20 protein-coding genes are annotated in these 18512 nt (G+C 32.3%); 7 read left to right on the top strand and 13 right to left on the bottom strand.

All coding sequences use genetic code 11. From position 1 onward, the window contains the following. Both Q0951_RS10480 and Q0951_RS10475 read left to right on the top strand, forming a co-directional pair. Entirely contained in the window at positions 1–159 is a 159-nt protein-coding gene (locus tag Q0951_RS10480) for a hypothetical protein (RefSeq protein WP_299336909.1), read from the top strand. Positions 160–184: 25 nt separating this feature from the next. Then, a complete protein-coding gene (locus tag Q0951_RS10475; RefSeq protein ID WP_299336650.1) occupies positions 185–373 on the top strand; it encodes a hypothetical protein in 189 nt (62 codons plus the stop codon). A gap of 184 nt (positions 374–557) precedes the next feature. Here Q0951_RS10475 and Q0951_RS10470 read toward each other — a convergent pair whose 3' ends face one another. Beyond that, on the bottom strand, positions 558–911 hold the full coding sequence (locus Q0951_RS10470; RefSeq protein ID WP_299336649.1) for a hypothetical protein: 354 nt from the start codon (positions 909–911) through the stop codon (positions 558–560). 167 nt (positions 912–1078) lie between these two features. On the opposite strand from Q0951_RS10470, the gene Q0951_RS10465 reads away from it, so the two are divergent. Further along, on the top strand, positions 1079–1729 hold the full coding sequence (locus Q0951_RS10465) for a hypothetical protein (protein WP_299336647.1): 651 nt from the start codon (positions 1079–1081) through the stop codon (positions 1727–1729). Positions 1730–2263: 534 nt separating this feature from the next. Here Q0951_RS10465 and Q0951_RS10460 read toward each other — a convergent pair. From Q0951_RS10460 to Q0951_RS10425, 8 genes are read right to left on the bottom strand one after another with little or no spacing between them, the layout of a single operon-like run. Next, on the bottom strand, positions 2264–3385 hold the full coding sequence (locus Q0951_RS10460; protein WP_299336646.1) for an ABC transporter permease: 1122 nt from the start codon (positions 3383–3385) through the stop codon (positions 2264–2266). After that, positions 3385–4491, bottom strand: coding sequence for an ABC transporter permease (locus tag Q0951_RS10455; protein ID WP_299336644.1), 1107 nt, complete (start codon positions 4489–4491; stop codon positions 3385–3387). The genes Q0951_RS10460 and Q0951_RS10455 overlap by 1 nt, the downstream gene beginning before the upstream one ends. Continuing rightward, entirely contained in the window at positions 4488–5216 is a 729-nt protein-coding gene (locus Q0951_RS10450) for an ABC transporter ATP-binding protein (RefSeq protein ID WP_099569352.1), read from the bottom strand. Before Q0951_RS10450 ends, Q0951_RS10455 begins: the two co-directional genes overlap by 4 nt. Further along, positions 5216–6118, bottom strand: a complete 903-nt coding sequence (locus Q0951_RS10445) for an ABC transporter ATP-binding protein (protein WP_299336641.1) — start codon at positions 6116–6118, stop codon at positions 5216–5218. Before Q0951_RS10445 ends, Q0951_RS10450 begins: the two co-directional genes overlap by 1 nt. Then, positions 6119–6589 (bottom strand): hypothetical protein, encoded by a 471-nt coding sequence (locus Q0951_RS10440; RefSeq protein WP_299336639.1) that lies wholly within the window; start codon positions 6587–6589, stop codon positions 6119–6121. Between the two features lie 10 nt (positions 6590–6599). Continuing rightward, positions 6600–7502: an HlyD family efflux transporter periplasmic adaptor subunit gene (locus Q0951_RS10435; protein WP_299336637.1), complete on the bottom strand. Its 903-nt coding sequence runs from the start codon at positions 7500–7502 to the stop codon at positions 6600–6602. Between the two features lie 10 nt (positions 7503–7512). Continuing rightward, positions 7513–8763: a TolC family protein gene (locus Q0951_RS10430; RefSeq protein ID WP_299336635.1), complete on the bottom strand. Its 1251-nt coding sequence runs from the start codon at positions 8761–8763 to the stop codon at positions 7513–7515. 1 nt (position 8764) lies between these two features. Then, positions 8765–9379 (bottom strand): TetR/AcrR family transcriptional regulator, encoded by a 615-nt coding sequence (locus Q0951_RS10425; protein ID WP_099569357.1) that lies wholly within the window; start codon positions 9377–9379, stop codon positions 8765–8767. 1119 nt (positions 9380–10498) lie between these two features. On the opposite strand from Q0951_RS10425, the gene Q0951_RS10420 reads away from it, so the two are divergent. The 3 genes from Q0951_RS10420 to Q0951_RS10410 all read left to right on the top strand — a co-directional run bounded on the left by Q0951_RS10420 (position 10499) and on the right by Q0951_RS10410 (position 12649). Further along, positions 10499–11119: a VTT domain-containing protein gene (locus Q0951_RS10420; RefSeq protein WP_299336632.1), complete on the top strand. Its 621-nt coding sequence runs from the start codon at positions 10499–10501 to the stop codon at positions 11117–11119. A gap of 191 nt (positions 11120–11310) precedes the next feature. Beyond that, a complete protein-coding gene (locus Q0951_RS10415) occupies positions 11311–11583 on the top strand; it encodes a hypothetical protein (RefSeq protein ID WP_299336630.1) in 273 nt (90 codons plus the stop codon). 97 nt (positions 11584–11680) lie between these two features. Then, positions 11681–12649 (top strand): Mbeg1-like protein, encoded by a 969-nt coding sequence (locus Q0951_RS10410; RefSeq protein ID WP_299336629.1) that lies wholly within the window; start codon positions 11681–11683, stop codon positions 12647–12649. 66 nt (positions 12650–12715) lie between these two features. Here the strand turns inward: Q0951_RS10410 and Q0951_RS10405 are convergent, their stop codons facing one another. The 4 genes from Q0951_RS10405 to Q0951_RS10390 form a co-directional block, all read right to left on the bottom strand. Beyond that, positions 12716–13438, bottom strand: a complete 723-nt coding sequence (locus tag Q0951_RS10405; protein WP_299336627.1) for a hypothetical protein — start codon at positions 13436–13438, stop codon at positions 12716–12718. Continuing rightward, complete coding sequence (locus tag Q0951_RS10400) at positions 13425–14150, bottom strand: DUF6090 family protein (protein ID WP_299336626.1); 726 nt, start codon at positions 14148–14150, stop codon at positions 13425–13427. The genes Q0951_RS10405 and Q0951_RS10400 overlap by 14 nt, the downstream gene beginning before the upstream one ends. Positions 14151–14153: 3 nt before the next feature. Next, positions 14154–14855, bottom strand: a complete 702-nt coding sequence (locus Q0951_RS10395; protein ID WP_299336625.1) for a DUF6090 family protein — start codon at positions 14853–14855, stop codon at positions 14154–14156. Positions 14856–14987: 132 nt separating this feature from the next. Then, positions 14988–17462 (bottom strand): zinc-dependent metalloprotease, encoded by a 2475-nt coding sequence (locus Q0951_RS10390; RefSeq protein ID WP_299336623.1) that lies wholly within the window; start codon positions 17460–17462, stop codon positions 14988–14990. A gap of 195 nt (positions 17463–17657) precedes the next feature. Here Q0951_RS10390 and Q0951_RS10385 point away from each other — a divergent pair, with 195 nt between their 5' ends. After that, positions 17658–18479, top strand: coding sequence for an OmpA family protein (locus Q0951_RS10385; RefSeq protein WP_299336621.1), 822 nt, complete (start codon positions 17658–17660; stop codon positions 18477–18479). Positions 18480–18512: the final 33 nt, after the last annotated feature.

The raw sequence follows: 18512 nt of genomic DNA, 5'->3' as shown, positions 1-18512 counted from the left end.
ATGTTTATAAAAGGAATACCTATTGGAGAAAAACAAATTGAAAAGGTAGTTAGCAACACAATTGATATGTATGGTTCGGTTAAAGGTATCGCTGGAAATGCAATACAATCAGTAAAGGCATTAGAATTACCAGAAGGAGATAATGAGCTAGATAATTAACTATATAAAATATTAATTTAATGTAATGACCACAAAGAAAGAATTACTAAAATTTTTGGAAAAATACAATGACGATGATTTAATTGGAATTAAATGCCAATATAAAGATGGTATTAACCTTAAAGGATTGGAAATTGTAGAGGAAAATTTGCCAATGCCTTGGATAGAACCAAATACAAAAAGGCTTGTCGTCGTAATACAAAATATTAAATAACAGTTTTTGGCCTCATAAAATTTTAGTTCATTGGTTCTTATTCTATTGAATAGGTATTCATGAATCTTAAATAAGATATTTGACTTTATTCTAAGTCGAATCTCCTTCGTCGATTTGGCTAAAACAATCCACTTTCGTTCTACTTCAGTGGGGACGTGTAGGAGAGAGGAGCATATGATTTATTTTAGCTATGTAACGCATTATGGCATTTATAACAAACGGACTCTAACCATTTAATGGGTTCTTTACCAATATTATATTTAGCATAGCGTGTATGATGCACTTGAGTTGCTTTATTACCACAATATGTACAACGCCAATTATCACGTTTTAAAACAACGTAGCGTTTACGTTTCCAAGCATCAGATTTTAAATACACGTTTCTATAATAATCGCGTCGTGCAATTCTTTGTTTATTCCATCTTTTTCTTCTGTATCTTTCTTTGAGAATAAAAATGATAATAGCAACAACAATTACAAACAAAATCTTGTAGTCTTCAGTATTTAAGTTTGATATAAGCTGTAGTGGATTTTTCAATTGATAATCAGATTATTACATTTAAATTTATGAAATTATCTGTACATTGACAACGAACTATTTAATTAAGTACTTTCAAATTCAATTAATTAATTTAGTCACAAGCAGGAGAGTAGCCCAACCATATTTTAGATCCTGTAATTCAAAATACTTGTTTACATTTACACATGTTTAAAAAACTCCTTTTTTCGTTACTAGTTTGTTTACAGGTTTCTATTTCAGAAGGTCAAATCTTTGTTGATGATGTAGACCGTGTGGCTGTTGTGGTTATTGATTATTGTGTCGATGACAAGGGAGAACGTTATGATATGGTTATCAATCAGGAGAAAAGCAGCTATACACATCAAGGTTGGCAAGAGGGCTGTCTCACACATTTTAAAGATGCAAAGCTCATGTTTCCAATGAAAATGGTCAATGAATGCTGGCAAGCGGTGTATTACTTTGTCAATTCTAAGTATAAAACCTATGAGCTGCCAGAGTCTGATAAAATTAAATGCCAGAAGTTCCATCTTGGTAAATACACCTATGAAAATCCAGCCTATAATGATGTTATTATCAACCGTAGAGCACACAAGCAAATTGAAAAAGGGGGTTTAAAAGGAGATCGACAAGTCTATAAGATCAAATGGTTAGCCGATCATATCTATGAGCTGGAAACCATCAAATTACCTTTAGAAAAGGACAAACATAAAGAAGGTAATATCATTAGAGTTGAAATTATTGAACTCATAAACGACAACACCTATTTGTATAAAGCTATTTTTACTAATGTAGAGGATAGTGACTATCTCTATGGCTTAATTACAAAAATTGAGTAATGATGTTTTGGTTCTATTTTACATATTATTTGTAAGAATCGATTGAGTATCAATTTTTTGAAATACTACAATTGTTGTCAATCGCTAAAAATCGCGTATTTCAAAATTTATGCATCATTGTCCAAGATTTTAAAATTATAAGAGTTGTAAATACAATTTGCTTGTACATAAGTTTGAAAACTGATTGAGTGTCAAATTTTGAAATCTGTGAAGTTGATGTTGTTGGGATAATAAATTGAACTTAAATGAGAGTATGGTACAATTTGCTTGACATAATTACAAACGATATAATTCGCGTGTGCGATATTATATCTGCAATTATGTCAAATACCTCATAAATGAGCTATTACGCAAATTGCTATAAATGTACTATAATGTTCTTGCGTTATGTAACTTGAGCTTTGGTAAAAAGCGAAAGTTGTTGCTGCTTTTCTTGAAAAAATTTATTCTAAAAGTTTCTTCTGCAATGTTAATGAAACACTTTTTATGCGACGAGGTAGGAGGGAAGCATAATGTGTGTGGAATGGAGAAGAATTACGTGGTTTTTTTATAACTCCAAACTGCTAATCCATTCATTATAAAAGCAAAGAGAAAGGTTTTTATGATTTGAGGAAGAACATCGATAAAGCTAGAACCTTTAAGCATAACCATACGCATGACTTCAACAAAGTATTTTATTGGATTAAATTCTGTGAGAATTTGAGCCCATTCTGGCATACTTTCAATAGGCGTGAACAAGCCACTCATTAAAATAAAAATAACGGTAAAAAACCAAGCAATAAACATGGCTTGCTGTTGTGTGTCTGTAAAATTTGAAATAAATAAACCTATTCCTAAAATGACCAAAATATAAATGGATGTATAGAAATACATAAGTACTAAACTACCAACCATTGGAACATCAAAAATTAGTTTGGCAATAATTAATCCTATAGTTAATAAGCCAATCCCAATCACCCAAAAGGGAAATAGCTTCCCAATAATAAACTGACTTTTTTTAATTGGTGTAACGTTAATTTGCTCTAAAGTGCCTATTTCTTTTTCCCTTACGATGTTCATTCCTGATAAGAATAAGGTAATCATAGTTACCAGCAAAACCAGTATTCCTGGAACCATAAAAGTTTTATAATTTAAGGTTTCATTATACCAGAATAGCGGAATAGTTTCAATAGTAATTGGTTGTATTTGTTTGTCTGAAACCTGTAATAAATCGACTTTTAAATTTTGATTAAAATTCTGTACAATTTGTGTCACATAAACATTTTCTACTCCAGCTGCTGCGCCATCAATAGCATTGATTGTTATACCTAAGCTGTTATATTTTTCTTTTTGTAAATCACGTTCAAAGTATTGCGGAATTTCCAAAACTACATCTACTTCGCCGTTTAACATGGATGAACTTGCTAATCCTTCAGATGGAAAATCTGTTAATACATCAAAATATGTAGATGCATTAAATTTTTCTACTAACGTTCGCGATGTTGATGTATGGTCGTTATCTATATAGCCAAATTTGATGTTTTTAACTTCAAAAGTTGCAGCATTAGATAATATTACTAGTTGCAATAATGGCAAAACAAAAATGATAGGAAGCATTCCTTTATTTCTAAAGATTTGCTTGAACTCTTTTTGTATGATGTAAAGAATTATTTTCATTATTCTAATCTGATTTTATATTTCTTTACACTCAATGCAATAAAAAGCACAGTCATTCCTAAAAGAATCAAGGTTTCTTTCCATACAAATTGCAATCCAACACCTTTGAGCATGATGCCTTTAATGATTATGATGAACCATTTGGCAGGAATAATATTACTAATCATTTGTAGAGGTAAAGGCATACTTGAAATAGGAAAAATAAAACCTGATAATAATATTACAGGAAGCATTAATCCCATTAAAGAAATCATCATGGCAGTTTGTTGTGTTGCTGAAATTGTTGATATTAAAATCCCTAAAGCTAAAGCTGAAATGATAAATAGAATGCTCTCTAGAGCCAGTAAAAACAAGCTGCCTTGAACAGGCATTTTGAAAATGAAAATACTCAACATTACAATGACTACTGCATTGATTATCGATAGAAAAATATAAGAAAACACTTTTCCAACAATCACCTGAAATGGCTTTAATGGAGAAACTAAGAGGATTTCCATTGTGCCTAATTCTTTTTCTCTTGTAATTGAAATAGAAGTCATCATTGCAGAAACTAACATTAAAATAATGGTCATTACTCCAGGCACAAACATGTACACGCTTTTTAATTCTGGATTGTAAACCATTCGTGTTTCTGAAACTATTTGATAAGTAATAGTGATGTCTTTGTTTAATTCTTTTTGGTACTGTAATAGTATAGCATTGATGTAATTACTTATTGTATTGGCTGTGTTTGGGTCTGTTGCATCTGTAATAATTTGAACCGATGCTTTGTGTTCTTTAATTAGGTTTTTACTGAAATCTTTTTCAAAGTTTAAAACCGCTTTCACATGACCTTTTTGAAAAACGGAAGCAATATCTGCTTCACGAGTTACTATTTGTTTGATACTGAAATATTTTGATGCAGAAATTTTATTAATGATTTCTTTTGTAGTTGCATCTTTTGAATGGTCTAAAATAGCAATATCAACATTGTTGATTTCATTGGTAATAGCGAAACCAAACAATAAAATTTGGGCAATTGGCATACCGAAGAGAATAAACAATGAGCGTCTATCTCTAAAAATATGGTAGAATTCTTTTTTTATAAAGCCTATAAAACGTTTCATCCTCTTGCTAGTTTTAAGAACACATCATTCATATTTGCAGCTTTGAACTTCTCTTTTAGTTTTTTTGGTGTATCTAAAGCTTCTATTTTTCCATTTACCATAATAGATACGCGATCACAATATTCAGCTTCATCCATATAATGTGTGGTCACGAAAACGGTTGTTCCTTGGTTAGCTGCTTTGTAAATCATTTCCCAAAACTGTCGTCTGGTAATTGGGTCAACGCCTCCTGTTGGCTCATCTAAAAACACAATTTTAGGATCATGTATTAAAGACACTGAAAAGGATAATTTTTGCTTCCAACCTAAAGGCAAAGATCCAACCAATGTATTGGCTACTTTCTCTAATCCTAATTCTTGAATCAATATTTCTGATTTTTCTTTGATACGTTTTATTGACAAGCCATAAATACCTCCAAAAAACGTAATATTTTCTTTTACTGTTAAATCGTCGTACAAAGCAAATTTCTGACTCATATAGCCAATGTTCTTCTTGATATCCTCAGCATTTGTAAACACATTAAATCCTGCAACATTGGCTTTTCCTGACGTAGGATTAGAAATACCAATTAGCATTTTCATGGCTGTCGTTTTTCCTGCACCATTGGCTCCTAAAAATCCAAATATTTCACCTTTTTCAATGTCGAATGTAATGGCGTTTACAGCTGTGAAATCACCAAACATTTTGGTTAATCCTTCTACTTGTATGACTTTGTTATGATTCATTATTTTGCTAATTCCATAAAGGTATCTTCAATTGTAGCTATTGTTTTTTCAATTTCAATATCAGTTAAGTTTTTTGTTTCTAAATACATCTTTAATTCTTTCTGATTAAAATCTGCTCTCTTATCTGTATAATGAACGAACTCACCAAATGGATATACACTATGGTTATATTCATAATCATTTAAACTATTAATTAGCTGATACATATTATTTGCACGTACGTTATAAATTGGCTTGGAATAGTGTTTTACAATCGCTTTAGGTGTATCAATTTCTAGAATTTTGCCAGCTTGAATAAGTGCAATTCTATCACACAAAGCCGCTTCGTCCATATAAGGCGTTGAAACTAGTATGGTAATTCCTTTTTGTTGCAAACGTTTCAACATGTCCCAAAATTCTTTTCGGGAAACTGGGTCAACTCCAGTTGTAGGTTCATCTAAAAACAACACTTTTGGCTTATGAATTAACGCACAACACAACGCTAATTTTTGCTTCATTCCTCCAGATAATTTACCTGCACGACGATCTTTAAAGGGTTCAATCTGTACGTAAATGTCTTTTATTAAATCGTAGTTTTCTTCGATTGTTGTTCCGAAAATAGTTGCGAAAAAGTTTAAGTTTTCTTCAACAGTTAAGTCTTGATACAATGAAAATTTCCCTGGCATGTAACCAACACTATTTCTAATCATTTTATAGTCTGAAATTACATCAAAACCTGCAACCGTTGCAGTCCCTTCATTTGCAATTAAAAGCGTAGTTAGAATTCTAAATAATGTTGTTTTTCCTGCTCCATCAGGACCAATCAATCCAAAAAGTTCATTTTCTTTTACTTCAAAAGAAATATCTTGTAAAGCTTTTACGTTTTTATAGGATTTTGATATGTTGGAAATTGTAATACTCATTTATTCAAAATAATCAGAATATGCATTCAAATTTTCAACTATACTTTGCTTTATTTTTGAAGCATCACTAATATCATTGGTTTCTGTTAAAGCAGTAACTTTTTCTATGAGTGGATACAACCAAATGTGTAAATTATCGTGAGAAGCACCTTTCATTGTACACTCTTTTACTACTTTGTTTTTTACCTCGTTTAAATTGTTTGCCAAAAAATGAAAGTCTTCAATAGTTGTAGTAGTTTGTGTTTTTATTAGCTTTTGCATTTTAATGACACCTTCAGTAGTTTCAATGTTTGCTTCCCATTTTGAACCATCATTTAATTGAATATCATTCATCCATTGCGTGCTTAAAATGGCATCTACTTGTGCTTGTACAGGTTCTTCAGAATTACTGTTTTTCTCTTTCTTTTCTGTGTTTTTACAACTTGCAACTACTGTTGTAATTATTAAGATAATGAATACTGACTTTTTCATAATTATATAATTAATTGTCATTAGAATTTTCGATCCATAGTTCTGCTGGCATACCAATTTTTAAGCTTCCATCATTGGTAACATCTATTTTCACAGCATAAACCAAAGCCACACGTTCTTCTTTAGTTTGAATAATTTTTGGCGTGAATTCGGCTTCTGAAGCGATCCAACTCACAACACCTTTGTACGATTTTATTTCGTCTGCATCATCAATTTTCACAGTAACTTCTTGACCTATTTTTAAGTCTGCTAATTGCGTTTCGCTAATGTAGACTCGTAATTGCATTGTGTTTACATCGGCAATTTTATAGAGTGGTTTTCCAAAAGAGGTAATCTCATTTGGTTCGGCATATTTGGTTAAAACTGTGCCGTTTATTGGATTTTTAATTTTACTTTTTTCAATTTGGTCATCAATTTGTTTTAGCTGAACATCAATTGATTTCAATTCGTTAACAACAGGAGCATTCTGGATTTCTACACTTCTTATTTGATTTTTAATCACATCAATTTCTCCAGTAACATCATCTAATTGTTTTTGTGTGCCTGCATTATCTTTAATGAGATTTTCAGTTCTTGCTTTATTCGTGTTTGCCGTTTTCAATTTGGAATTTAAAACAGCTATTTGTGAGAGTACACCTTTAGATTTTGAACTAATTACAGCTTTTGAAACTTCTAATTGCTCTTGTTTTAATGCTAATGGAATCGTATCGATATAACCAATAAATTGTTCTTTTTGAAGAACGTCACCTTCATTAACATCAAACTGCATTAATTTTCCATTATTTTCTGCTGAAATAGTGATTTCTGTAGCTTCAAAATTTCCGTAACCATCTGCTTTTTTGTTATCGTTTCCGCAGGAAAACAAGCTAAAAGTTAAGATGCTTAATCCTAATATATAGTTGTGTTTTTTCATTTTAATAAATTTACTGTCCTTTTATGACGTTGTAATTTGCTTTAGCAAGTTGTAACTGAATTTGATGTTTTACCAAGGTGTTCTCATCTTCGTATAAGTTGGTGAGTTCTGTAATATATGCAGAAGACGTAATGACTCCATTTTTAAGCTGTGAATCTGCAATTTGTAAGACTTCTTTTCTAAGATTAATAATCTGAGTATCTGATGCAATAATGGTCTTCATTTTATCAATTTCTTTTTGTTGTTGATTCAATTTAATATTGGTATTTAGTTTAAACGTTTCAGTTTCAGTATCTATAACGTCTTTGTTAATTGTTAATGATTTGCGCTGTTTTTTGTTAGAATTCCAATCGAAAACATTCCAATTCAATTTAACACCAACTGTATAAAATGTTTGAAATGAATTATCAAGCATATTTAATCCTGGGTTACCATAACCACCTACTGCAAAACCTTGAAATTTTGGAGCATTTTGTTTAGACATCAAGTTTTCTGAATTTTCAATTTCTTCTTTTTTAAGTTGAAATAATTCCAGTTCAGGTCTTTTTAATTCCGTTTGCAATTGCGTTTCTATAAGAGGATTTTGAAATAGGGTAGAAGTACCCAATGGTTTACTTATTAAACTTGAAAGCGTTTCTATGAGTACTATTTTATTGCTTTCCAATTCTTGAAATTGTTGACTTATTTTCAATAATTCAGCTTCCAAAATTTTATCAGAAGAAGGTAAAATAACACCAAATTTAATACCAGATTGAACTTCTTTAAGTTTAGCTTTTAATTGTGTTTCTTTAGCGTTCAATAATAACTCAGATTCCTGAGACAATAGAATAGAAAAATAAAGTTGGTTAATTTGCTGTTTGAGTTGGTACAAACTCACTTCAACTTGTTTCTGCTTGGATTTTAACTGCGTAGATTTTACCTTTATTGAAGCATCGACTAAACCTCCATTATAAATCAACTGATTTACAGAAACTGTTGCACGATATTGGTCTTTGTTTAACGTTTCTATGTCAACATTTGGAATTGGAATTTCAATAACATCAGATTGATACGTTGCTTGAGCATCTAAACTAAATTGAGGCAGTTTTGTATTGGAAATAATTTCTGAATCTAATTTGTTTTGTACTTCAAAGAGATGTGATTGTTTTGCTAATGGATAATTTTGAGCCATTAAACTGTAACATTCTTCTAATGTGATGCTTTGTTGCGCCACACTTGTTAGTGTTGTTAGGATTGTTATAATAATTATAAAGCGTTTCATTTTATGTGTTCTTTATAGAATTGATGATAAAGTTTGAAACTTCAGTTTTTCGGTCAATCATAAGTTGTTTAAAAGCTTTTTTATTAGTGTTTGTAAACGCTAAAATTAAAGGCTTCGCAACAAACGGAAATATGTTAAGCGCTAGAATATTGATAAATAATTGTTCAGCACTTATTGGTTTAATAATGCCTTTTTCAACTTCAATAGCAACTTGTTTTTTAAATTTTTCTAGATTTGGAAACCCTTTGTTTTCTTTTAATTTTAAAATGAAATCGGGTTTTCTATTTAATTCCTGAATAATAAAATTGGGTAAATAAGGATGCTTAACAATAAACGATATATAGCTTGCTGTAAAATGTTTAATTTTGTTTTCAATTGAAGAATCGTCATTTAAAATAGCATTTAATTGAGGTGCTAACAATGAAAATGCATTTTTAAAAACAGCTTCAAAAAGTAATTGTTTGCTTCTATAATAATAATGTAACATTGCTTTATTAATCCCAGCATTATCTGCTATTTCTTGCATACGCGCGCCTTCCATTCCTTTGGTTTGAAAGACGTTTTTTGCTGCATCCAATATTTGCTCTTCGGTATTTTCGTCTTTTGTTTGTTTCATAATTAACTATACGGTTTAACCATTTGGTTAACAAATATATCATGTTTTTTAAATTTATTATATGATAAATGTCATTTAAAATCAATTTTTAACTTGGCCTCATAAAATTTTGGTTAAAACAAAAGGCGAAAAGAGCGTACATATTTTAGGGAGTTAGTATTACAGTTTTTTAAGGTTTTCAATTATACAAGGGATTTCAAAGCAATCTTAAGCAGTTACAATCTTTCCTAAAATATAGCGAATGAGCCGTTAATTGTTTCCAAAATTATATGCAGCCTTGAATTTTTGTTTCTTTTGTTTCAAGACAAAAGACAGAACATAAAATAAATAATCCAGTGGATGATTTGATTTGTGTGCCAGTTGTTGCGTTGGCAAAAAAGAAAACTTCAATTAAAAGACTAATTATAACAAGTGTATGGAAATTTGCTCGCAGAGAAATTTTATACTCTTGTGGCAAGTTGACGAGAATCGCTTAAAATTTTTTATTGCTTACATTTTGTCGAATACGCGATTTTTAAAACATAGCAAAAAGGTTAGCTTTTATAATGCGCTGGCAAGCGGCTGGAATCCCGAAAGTCTTCGGGAAAGCGTTGGCAGCGGATATTTTACACTATTAAAAACTAATGATCCAGTGGATGATTAGTTTTTAATATAAAATGATATCGTATCACAATTCGCTTGTACATAATTGTATACGATATAATTCGCTTAAACGAATTTATATCTGCAATTATGTCAAATACCTCATAAATGAGCTATTACGCAAATTGTTATAATTGTACTATAGTTTGACGCAAATTACTTTTTACATAATTACTATCGTTATACAGCTAAAGCTCTAGAACTGCAATTATGTAAAATACTGCGTATACAGTAATTTGCTATAAATGTACTATAATTTATATTATGTAAAATAGAAATTTGTAGGTTGAATACACTTATACTCTGTCTTGGTCATAGTATTAACTGCTTTCTTATCTGTATTTATAACTCATTATAAACGTATCATTTAAAATAGCAACTGTTTGCAACATGCATTTCATCTAATATTTTAAATATTTCTTTGTTATTAGCAGTCATGTCCTATATTTATATCCCCAAATTTATAGAACCTACTATATGAAGACCTCACAAACACGCCCTCATTCGGAGAAATCCCGAATTCGATTACTTCATCAATACTATACGTATACCGGATTTTATGACTTTATCTGGATGGCTATTAAATCGGCTTTTCCTTATGTTGTCGCTTTTGTTGCTGCTGTTATTACTGCAAATCAATTTATAGATGTTAATACTGCACTAATTCGCCTTACAGAATTATTACCCATTTCTAGCGTATTGGCGGTTTTCTTTATCTCTGAAACTATTTTTGGTCTCATTCCTCCTGAAATATTTATTGCTTGGTCTGGAAAGACGTCTACACCTTGGCAATTCCTGAGTGCACTGGCCTTGTTATCCTATCTGGGAGGCTTGTTGTCCTATTGGTTAGGACAATTATTTACAACCATTCCTGCGGTTCATCGCTATCTAGAGCTAAAAATGGCAAAACAGCTTAAAAACTCAAAAAAATGGGGCGGATTTCTAATTATTATTGGTGCTTTACTCCCTGTTCCCTTTGCGATATCGTGCATGACTGCTGGGATTATTAAATATCCTTTTAAAGGTGTTGTATTTTATGGTTCCCTTAGAATACTTCGTATTTTTCTCTATGGCATTCTCATTTTTAATGTGCTGTAGGCATACAGATTATTTACAAATCAACACTTCCATATTGCGAATTTGAGACAACATAGTATGCCGTTAATCGGTAAAACCTAACAAGATCTCGTTTAAAGCGAATTTATCAGTCGTTCATCCCATAATTATCAGTTCATCACATTTCAATAGTAACTTAGATAGATCCCTCAAAACTATTAAACCTATGTATTATGGACGACAATTTAGCCTTATTCAACCAGATCAATAGCTTGTCATATTGGTTACTAAGAGAAAGTGATTATAAAGGATCAATCACCTTTGATGCTAATGACGATAGTTATTTCATCACTATTAAAAAAGGTATTGAATCTATCTATAAACACCATATTGAAGATTTCAGCCGAAAAGATCCACGACTATTAAAATTTGAGTTATCCTCTATTGTTAATCACTTGTTACAAATCAAACGATCTGTGCATTTTGATGAGCAACAACCTGCTTAAATCGGTATTAAGTTTCCTGATTTCAAAAACACGTAATTCTACGGTATTTTCAATGGCTTCCGCTCTGTAATTTTGGACATATTCTAAAACTAAAATTATGGGAACTATTGATCACTGCCGACTATTATGTGCTTCTGCTTCAGCATATCTTATCCAAACTACATTCAAAAATGGAGTGTATCGCAAAAATTTAAGACCTACACTCACCAAGCATCCTGATAATCATAATGTGATCAATCAATATGATGCTATCAAATTACTTAGCGATCCTTTTGTTGTTGTTGGATCTCCTTTGAAACCAAATAAATTCCTGAAAATTGAAGCGTGTTTCGTTGGAGAAACTGCCGAAGGGATTATCATTTCGTTTAGAGGAACCTTACCTCCTGTTCCTGTGGATGCCCAATCTATTGCAGATTGGATTGAAAATATTTTTTATGCAGATACAAAGCCTTATAACCCTAATGCTCCTGGTAAAGTCCATGAAGGATTCCTTGACGCATTGATTGCTTTGGAAACTGGAATTCTATATGCGCTTAGTCAGTTAGATCCAAACAACACCAAACCAATTTACCTTACTGGTCATAGTAAAGGTGGCGCTATGGCACCAATTGCAGCTATGTATTTTAAGGCTAAAAACTTATTTACAGCCAATCATGTGGTGACCTATGCTGGGCCTAAGCCTGGTAATGCTGTATTTGCTAAAAACTACAATGCAACATTTCCTAATAGTACTAATTATGAGAACTATTTAGATATTGTTCCATTCTTACCACCTAGCAAAAATACCATTGCTGTTCTTGATGGCATTATTCCCAAATCTTGGACATGGCTTCACAAACTTTTAAAAGCTGCGGAAGACTGGGATTATGAGCCTGTTAGTAAGGTCTTATATGTCACTGAAGATTCAAAGGTTGTCAAACCTAACCCGCTTCTTAGTGCTGAACGCTTAGTTAAGTTGGCAGAAACACTGGTTAGCAACCCGAAACTAATTGGTGAAGCACATCATGTGAGTTGCGATTATCGTTATATGAAAGGCATTTGCGCAGGAAATGTATGTACATACTAAGGCATCCTTAATACTCTATATATACTTTGAAGTGGCGATAATTAAACTGATTATCGCTACTTTTTTTTAATTTGCTATCACACGTTCTAGCTTAGCTTTTGCTTCAATTAAATCTTCATGGAAACTATCTATAATTCCTCCGTAACCACTAACCACTAAAAATCGTGAAGAGGCTATTCGAGATTTATGGTCATCATCATTCAGTAAATAGCTGATACAGTCGTTGCGACAAACAAAATCGGTGATTAATTCCACATACCAGTCTTGAGTTTTTTCAATTTCAGCAAGATTATCGGTCATCCTTTTAAAAATAATAGCTTCGATATCATCAACGCTTTTGAGGTATAATTTATACATACTGTTAATGTCTATAATTTCCTTGGAAGCCTGGCTATCATCTAACTTGGCGTTATCTACTAAATTATTAAAATGTCGATCTAAGGATAAGGTATTTACCTCAAATAACATGGAAGTAATAATCGCTCCTGTTTTGACTTTAGTGGTATCATATTCGCGATTCAAAACCCGTCTGTAAATTTGATTAATGGTATCAATATCTTTCTGAAAGGCTTCAATGACCAAAAGATCTTTGTCTATCTGCTCCAATACTTTTTTCTGAAGATCGACATTATCAGACCTTAGCTTGTTTTCCTGACTCATAGTATTAATCCATAAGGCTATTAAGATGCCAATAATTACTAATATGATTTCTCCTGTAGCATATAATATATACTTCTGAAATTGCTTACTCTTCATAAGTTTAAATCGTTGTTTATTAAATAGTTTCATTATCAGTCTTTAAAAATTCTAATAAGCCTTGTGTATCATTTCTATATTCCTGGATGGAAAACAAAAAGTTATCAAAAAATAAAGCTTCATAATAGGTTAAGCGGTTGATATAATCAGAACTTTCAAAATAGTCTAAGCAATCAGAATTGCAGTTAGTACCAATATAAAACTCTGAAAACCAACTGAAATTATTTCTAAGAAACTTCATGTTTTCAACAACTTCATCCAGAATTATTTTGTTCTGAATATCAAAAAACGCTTTGTTGTAAGTACTGTAAAAATTAAGAATAGAATCAGACAATTTATTTGATGTTTTTACATCTTTATTAAACTTTGATAATAACTCATAGCCTTTAGAGTTGAAATTTGGTAACCTGGTCTGTGTGAGCAAATATCTACACTCTAAACAATCACGTATGGAATCTTGAAATTTAGAATTGTACAAGATTTTTGTTATAAGTTGATAAGGTTTTTCAGATTCTTTTAGCATCAAATTGGCTTCGATTAAATCTTTATCCAGATCACTTTTAACTACAGCAATGATTCGATCTAATTCACGTTGATCTGCATTTGTAGCTTGCTTGTTATTAATCCATAAAGCAATTAAAATACCTATCACCACAAGAAGGATTTCTCCTAATGCATAAGTTATATATTTTGTCAAGCGAGATCCCTTTTGTAGTTTAAATCGTTGTTTATTAAATAGCTTCATACTTTATTTTTTGTTTAAGCGTTTTTCTAATAAGCCTAAAGTCTCTGTATTTGTAGATTGTATTTGTTTTAATAGTGGTTCCAAATTACCATATACTAGTGTTGAATGTACAGCCAATCGCGCTCTATAATAATCACTCGTGAAATAACTAATCATATCAGGATTAGTCAACTTTCCCATGAGTAAATCTGCTATCCATGGTTGATTTTCTTTGAGATATAACATGTTATTATCAATATCATCTCCTATACGCTGATTGGTTTCATTGAGTAAGTTGTTAAAGATTCTATGATTGGCCAATATTGAAGAGATTAAAGTGTCCTGCTCTACTTCGTTATCATTGACATAATTTTCCAAAAGGTTAATCCCTTTCTGCTGAAGCTCGAATGGCGAATACGATAGTATGAGTCCGTAACCTTGACGATTCTCCTGATAGGTCTTAGCTGAAACCGTATCACTTAGAAACAGTTTAAAAAATTCCTTTCGATCATCAACATATCTCAATACCTGTCCAACAACCAAAGTGTCTTGTTGCAGATCCTGCTGATACACCTGAAGATAACTTCTTAGTTTCTTTTGAGCTGCACGCTCCTGATTTTTATTATTAATACTTACAGCAATTAAAATACCAATAACCACCAGTATAATTTCACCTATACCATAGGTAATGTATTTGAAGATTCCTTTTTTTGATAGTAATGCCATACGTTTATTGTTAAAAATACTCATAAGCTCATGGTAAGAACACGATTCCATAAATATAGAGGAATGTTCTGACAATAAAAAACACCTTTCTGAACAGGTCAAAAAGGTGTTTATTAAGATTACACGTATGGTTTATTTCGGATCTAAAATATCCTCAATACGTTTTACAATATCTCTGTAATGGTATTTTGTCACTGTATTTACTGCTCTGTTTCCTGCAGCAGCAGCCTGACGTTTTAAGGTGTTTAGCTCTCCTCTAACCAATGCTCTAATATCAGATTGCGAGACATTGTAGTATTGCGCACTCCGTTGTGGATTCATCTCTTCGGTCATCAAATATGCCATTCGATCCACGTAAGCTCGCTGTAAATTACGACGATAAACATCCACATTCTTTGTGAGATTAACTTCTTTCCAAATGCCTTTTCTTAAATCCTGTATCATTGATAAAGCACTGTAATTAGACGCATCCAGTGCTTCATGGTCTATTAAGCGTCCTAAACGATCAAAACTCAATAAGCTATTTAAATACCTACTTTGTAAACGTCCTAAGCGAGCTGTATATCCTGCATAATCTATATTTTGTAATAGCGATTTGTCAACCAACCATGATGGTGTGTTAAATGCATTTTTATGCAACCATTGCATAGATTCCTGCTGCTTTTGCTTCGGAACAGCTTTATAGGCAATTCCACCTTGTTTTGGCGTAATGAGGTGCTCCTCTACGCCTCCAATATTACCAAGAACATGACCAATGTAACGATTATAACAGCCTAATAATTCGCCATATAATTCTTCTAAATCTTCATAGTTATTGGTTTGATCACTCGTCCATGCTGGTAAGTTCTGAGCAACATATTTTAAATTATTTAACGCATAATCTGATGCCTTAATAGCATCATTACCAATATCTTCAGTTTGTGATGTAGGATCGAAACGACTGCTTTGCTTTCCGAAGATATACTTTGGATCGCCTGCTTTATCCATAATCCATTTATCTAAAGTAGATAATTCAGCTTCAGGTGAATTGGCACCTGGAATCATTCGATATCCCCAATTTATGGCATAATTATCATAAGGTCCGATTTGACGAATAAATCTGATATTTTGATCGCCTGGTTGTGCAATGTAATTATAACGTGCATAATCCATGATGGTTGATGCGATACCAAACTCTTGAGTAAAAGCTCCATTTCGGTAGCTCTCTACGTCATAAGCTTTACTGGCACTCATATTATGTGGTAATCCGAGCGCATGACCAACTTCGTGAGCAATGACCATTTTCATCATCTCTCCTATGTCTTCTGCTGGTGTATCTAAAGTTCTAGCCGAAGGATTTGCAGCTCCTGTTTCTAATAAATAACGGTTTCTGTAAGAACGCAAATGATTATGATACCAGATAATATCACTTTCAATAATCTCTCCACTTCTTGGATCTGATACACTTGGTCCAACAGCATTTCGTGTTTCACTAGCCACATAACGCACAACGGAATAGCGTACATCTTCCGGACTAAAATCTGGGTCTTCTTCCTTGGTTGGTGGATATTTAGCTATAATCGCATTTTTAAATCCTGCTTTTTCAAATGGGCCTTGCCATAATTCGATACCTTCTTTGATATACTTACGCAAACTCTCAGGTGTAGCTGGATCAAGGTAATACACAATAGGTTTTACAGGTTCTACCAACTCGCCTCTCGCATAGGCTTCAGGGTCTTTAGGCTCTAAACGCCATCGTCTTATGTAAGTCTTACGGTCGGCTTTTAATTTCTGACTTCCATAATCAACCTGACTAAAGGTAAACCATCCTACTCGTTCATCTGCAAAACGCGGTTGCATAGGTTCTTCAGGAAGTAAGATCATAGATTGGTTCATCTGTAAACTGATAGTTTCAGCTGAACGAGCCGAAGGTGGTTGAGACGCATTATAAGTCATATCTTGAACGACTTCAATGTTCTGCGGAAAACTTTTCATTGAATTGATAAAACTACGCGATCCATCCAGATTACGAACTTTGTATGTTGTACGTAAACGACCTGGTAAACCACTTATGGCTTTTACATCACTACTGTAAAACTTAGTGACATCTACGACAACTGCCGATGAATCTTTACTAAATGCTGCAATATCAAAAGCAAAAAGCGTAGGTTCATAATTGTTAGATTTTACTGAAATACTAATTGGCAATTCTTCGTCGGCTACTGAATTGTAAGAACGCTCTTTAATCAATATCTTTTTATCAAAACGTTCCCAAGCAATGAGTCGTTCACCAGTTTTGGATCCAGCATTGATATAACCACCTCCTAAATTAGCAGGTAGTTTTGCAATTCTACTGACCAAAAGCATGTCTTTACCAAGATAATCATGAGGGATTTCAAAGAAATACTTCTCTCCTACTTTATGCACTTTAAATAAACCATCATCTGTAATAGCATCTTTAGTGATGACCTTATCGTAAGGTTTTATTTTTCCGTTGTTTTTCTTTGGAGCTGGTGTAACAGCTTCCTTTTTTTCATCTTTTTTCTTTTTTCTTTTAGATTGTGCCTGATGTGACATTGGCATGAAACAAAGCAGCAATGTCAGTGCAAGAAGCAATGATTTTCTCATGTTTATGTGGTTTGGTTTGATTATGCACTAAAATTAATCAAAGTTGCAGATATTATAAGGGATTTCACAAAATTTTAAGGACTTCAAATTTCAGTAATTAACAATGAGTGGTTAATAAAATTTCCGAAGCGAAAAGTCCGTGAGCCATTTCAGTGCGTACATATACACATAAACCAAAACTTTAATTAAAACATTATGAAAAAAATTTCAGTAGTAGTACTATCCGCTTTATGTCTTATGGCATGTGTTTCTAAAAAGAAATATGTAGCATTAGAGCAGGACAATGGTGAATTACGAAGTGAATTAACTAAAACTAAAGTCGAAAAAGAAGATCTGGAAGCAAAATTTTCAGCCATTCAAAAGCGCGTTGACAATTACAACTCAAAAATAAACGAACTTACTGAAGACAATGATTCCAAACTGGTATCGGTTGATGGAACAGTAATTTCTGAAAATCAGAAAAAAGCCATGCGTGAATCGCTTAAAAAAGTACCACCTGCATATATGGCTACAGCAAAAACATTAAAGGATTCTATGAATTTAGCCTTGCAATTCAATTTAAAATCGTCAATGGATAATATCGAAGAAGATGAAGATATTGCTGTTAATATTGAAGAAACAGTTGTGATGATCTCTATTTCAGATAAAATGTTATTCAACTCAGGGAGTTATAAAGTAAGCAATAAAGCCAATGATATTTTACAAAAGATTGCTAATGTGATCAATTCTGAGGAAAGTCTGGATGTCATGGTAGAAGGTCATACAGATAACAAACTGATGAAAAACACTGCTGCAGTAAAAGATAACTGGGATTTGAGTGTGCTTCGAGCTACTGCTGTAGTAAAGAAACTACAAAATGATTACAACGTTGCTCCTGAACAATTAATTGCTGCTGGACGTAGTTTTTATCAGCCATTAACAGATAATGACACTAAAGAAAATAGAGCTAAAAACCGTAGAACACGTATTGTCATTTTACCAAACATTGACAAGTTCTTCGCTATGATGTCAAAATAATTAATTGCTTAACCTATAAAAGTTCATGGTTAA

The organism is uncultured Psychroserpens sp. (genome assembly GCF_947501425.1).
In the GTDB taxonomy this organism is placed as follows: Bacteria; Bacteroidota; Bacteroidia; order Flavobacteriales; family Flavobacteriaceae; genus Psychroserpens.
The sequence above is the reverse complement of the archived record's forward strand: the minus strand, read 5'-3'. Positions and strand labels throughout refer to the sequence as shown.

What these genes read in the sequence shown, in the direction of transcription:
- Q0951_RS10410 (WP_299336629.1), top strand. Translation starts at nt 11,681, where the DNA reads ATGGGAACTATTGATCACTGCCGACTATTATGTGCTTCTGCTTCAGCA.
- Q0951_RS10435 (WP_299336637.1), bottom strand. Translation starts at nt 7,502, where the DNA reads ATGAAAAAACACAACTATATATTAGGATTAAGCATCTTAACTTTTAGC.
- Q0951_RS10445 (WP_299336641.1), bottom strand. Translation starts at nt 6,118, where the DNA reads ATGAGTATTACAATTTCCAACATATCAAAATCCTATAAAAACGTAAAA.
- Q0951_RS10420 (WP_299336632.1), top strand. Translation starts at nt 10,499, where the DNA reads ATGAAGACCTCACAAACACGCCCTCATTCGGAGAAATCCCGAATTCGA.
- Q0951_RS10475 (WP_299336650.1), top strand. Translation starts at nt 185, where the DNA reads ATGACCACAAAGAAAGAATTACTAAAATTTTTGGAAAAATACAATGAC.
- Q0951_RS10465 (WP_299336647.1), top strand. Translation starts at nt 1,079, where the DNA reads ATGTTTAAAAAACTCCTTTTTTCGTTACTAGTTTGTTTACAGGTTTCT.
- Q0951_RS10455 (WP_299336644.1), bottom strand. Translation starts at nt 4,491, where the DNA reads ATGAAACGTTTTATAGGCTTTATAAAAAAAGAATTCTACCATATTTTT.
- Q0951_RS10430 (WP_299336635.1), bottom strand. Translation starts at nt 8,763, where the DNA reads ATGAAACGCTTTATAATTATTATAACAATCCTAACAACACTAACAAGT.
- Q0951_RS10415 (WP_299336630.1), top strand. Translation starts at nt 11,311, where the DNA reads ATGGACGACAATTTAGCCTTATTCAACCAGATCAATAGCTTGTCATAT.
- Q0951_RS10385 (WP_299336621.1), top strand. Translation starts at nt 17,658, where the DNA reads ATGAAAAAAATTTCAGTAGTAGTACTATCCGCTTTATGTCTTATGGCA.
- Q0951_RS10450 (WP_099569352.1), bottom strand. Translation starts at nt 5,216, where the DNA reads ATGAATCATAACAAAGTCATACAAGTAGAAGGATTAACCAAAATGTTT.
- Q0951_RS10395 (WP_299336625.1), bottom strand. Translation starts at nt 14,855, where the DNA reads ATGGCATTACTATCAAAAAAAGGAATCTTCAAATACATTACCTATGGT.
- Q0951_RS10460 (WP_299336646.1), bottom strand. Translation starts at nt 3,385, where the DNA reads ATGAAAATAATTCTTTACATCATACAAAAAGAGTTCAAGCAAATCTTT.
- Q0951_RS10400 (WP_299336626.1), bottom strand. Translation starts at nt 14,150, where the DNA reads ATGAAGCTATTTAATAAACAACGATTTAAACTACAAAAGGGATCTCGC.
- Q0951_RS10480 (WP_299336909.1), top strand. Translation starts at nt 1, where the DNA reads ATGTTTATAAAAGGAATACCTATTGGAGAAAAACAAATTGAAAAGGTA.
- Q0951_RS10425 (WP_099569357.1), bottom strand. Translation starts at nt 9,379, where the DNA reads ATGAAACAAACAAAAGACGAAAATACCGAAGAGCAAATATTGGATGCA.
- Q0951_RS10405 (WP_299336627.1), bottom strand. Translation starts at nt 13,438, where the DNA reads ATGAAACTATTTAATAAACAACGATTTAAACTTATGAAGAGTAAGCAA.
- Q0951_RS10440 (WP_299336639.1), bottom strand. Translation starts at nt 6,589, where the DNA reads ATGAAAAAGTCAGTATTCATTATCTTAATAATTACAACAGTAGTTGCA.
- Q0951_RS10390 (WP_299336623.1), bottom strand. Translation starts at nt 17,462, where the DNA reads ATGAGAAAATCATTGCTTCTTGCACTGACATTGCTGCTTTGTTTCATG.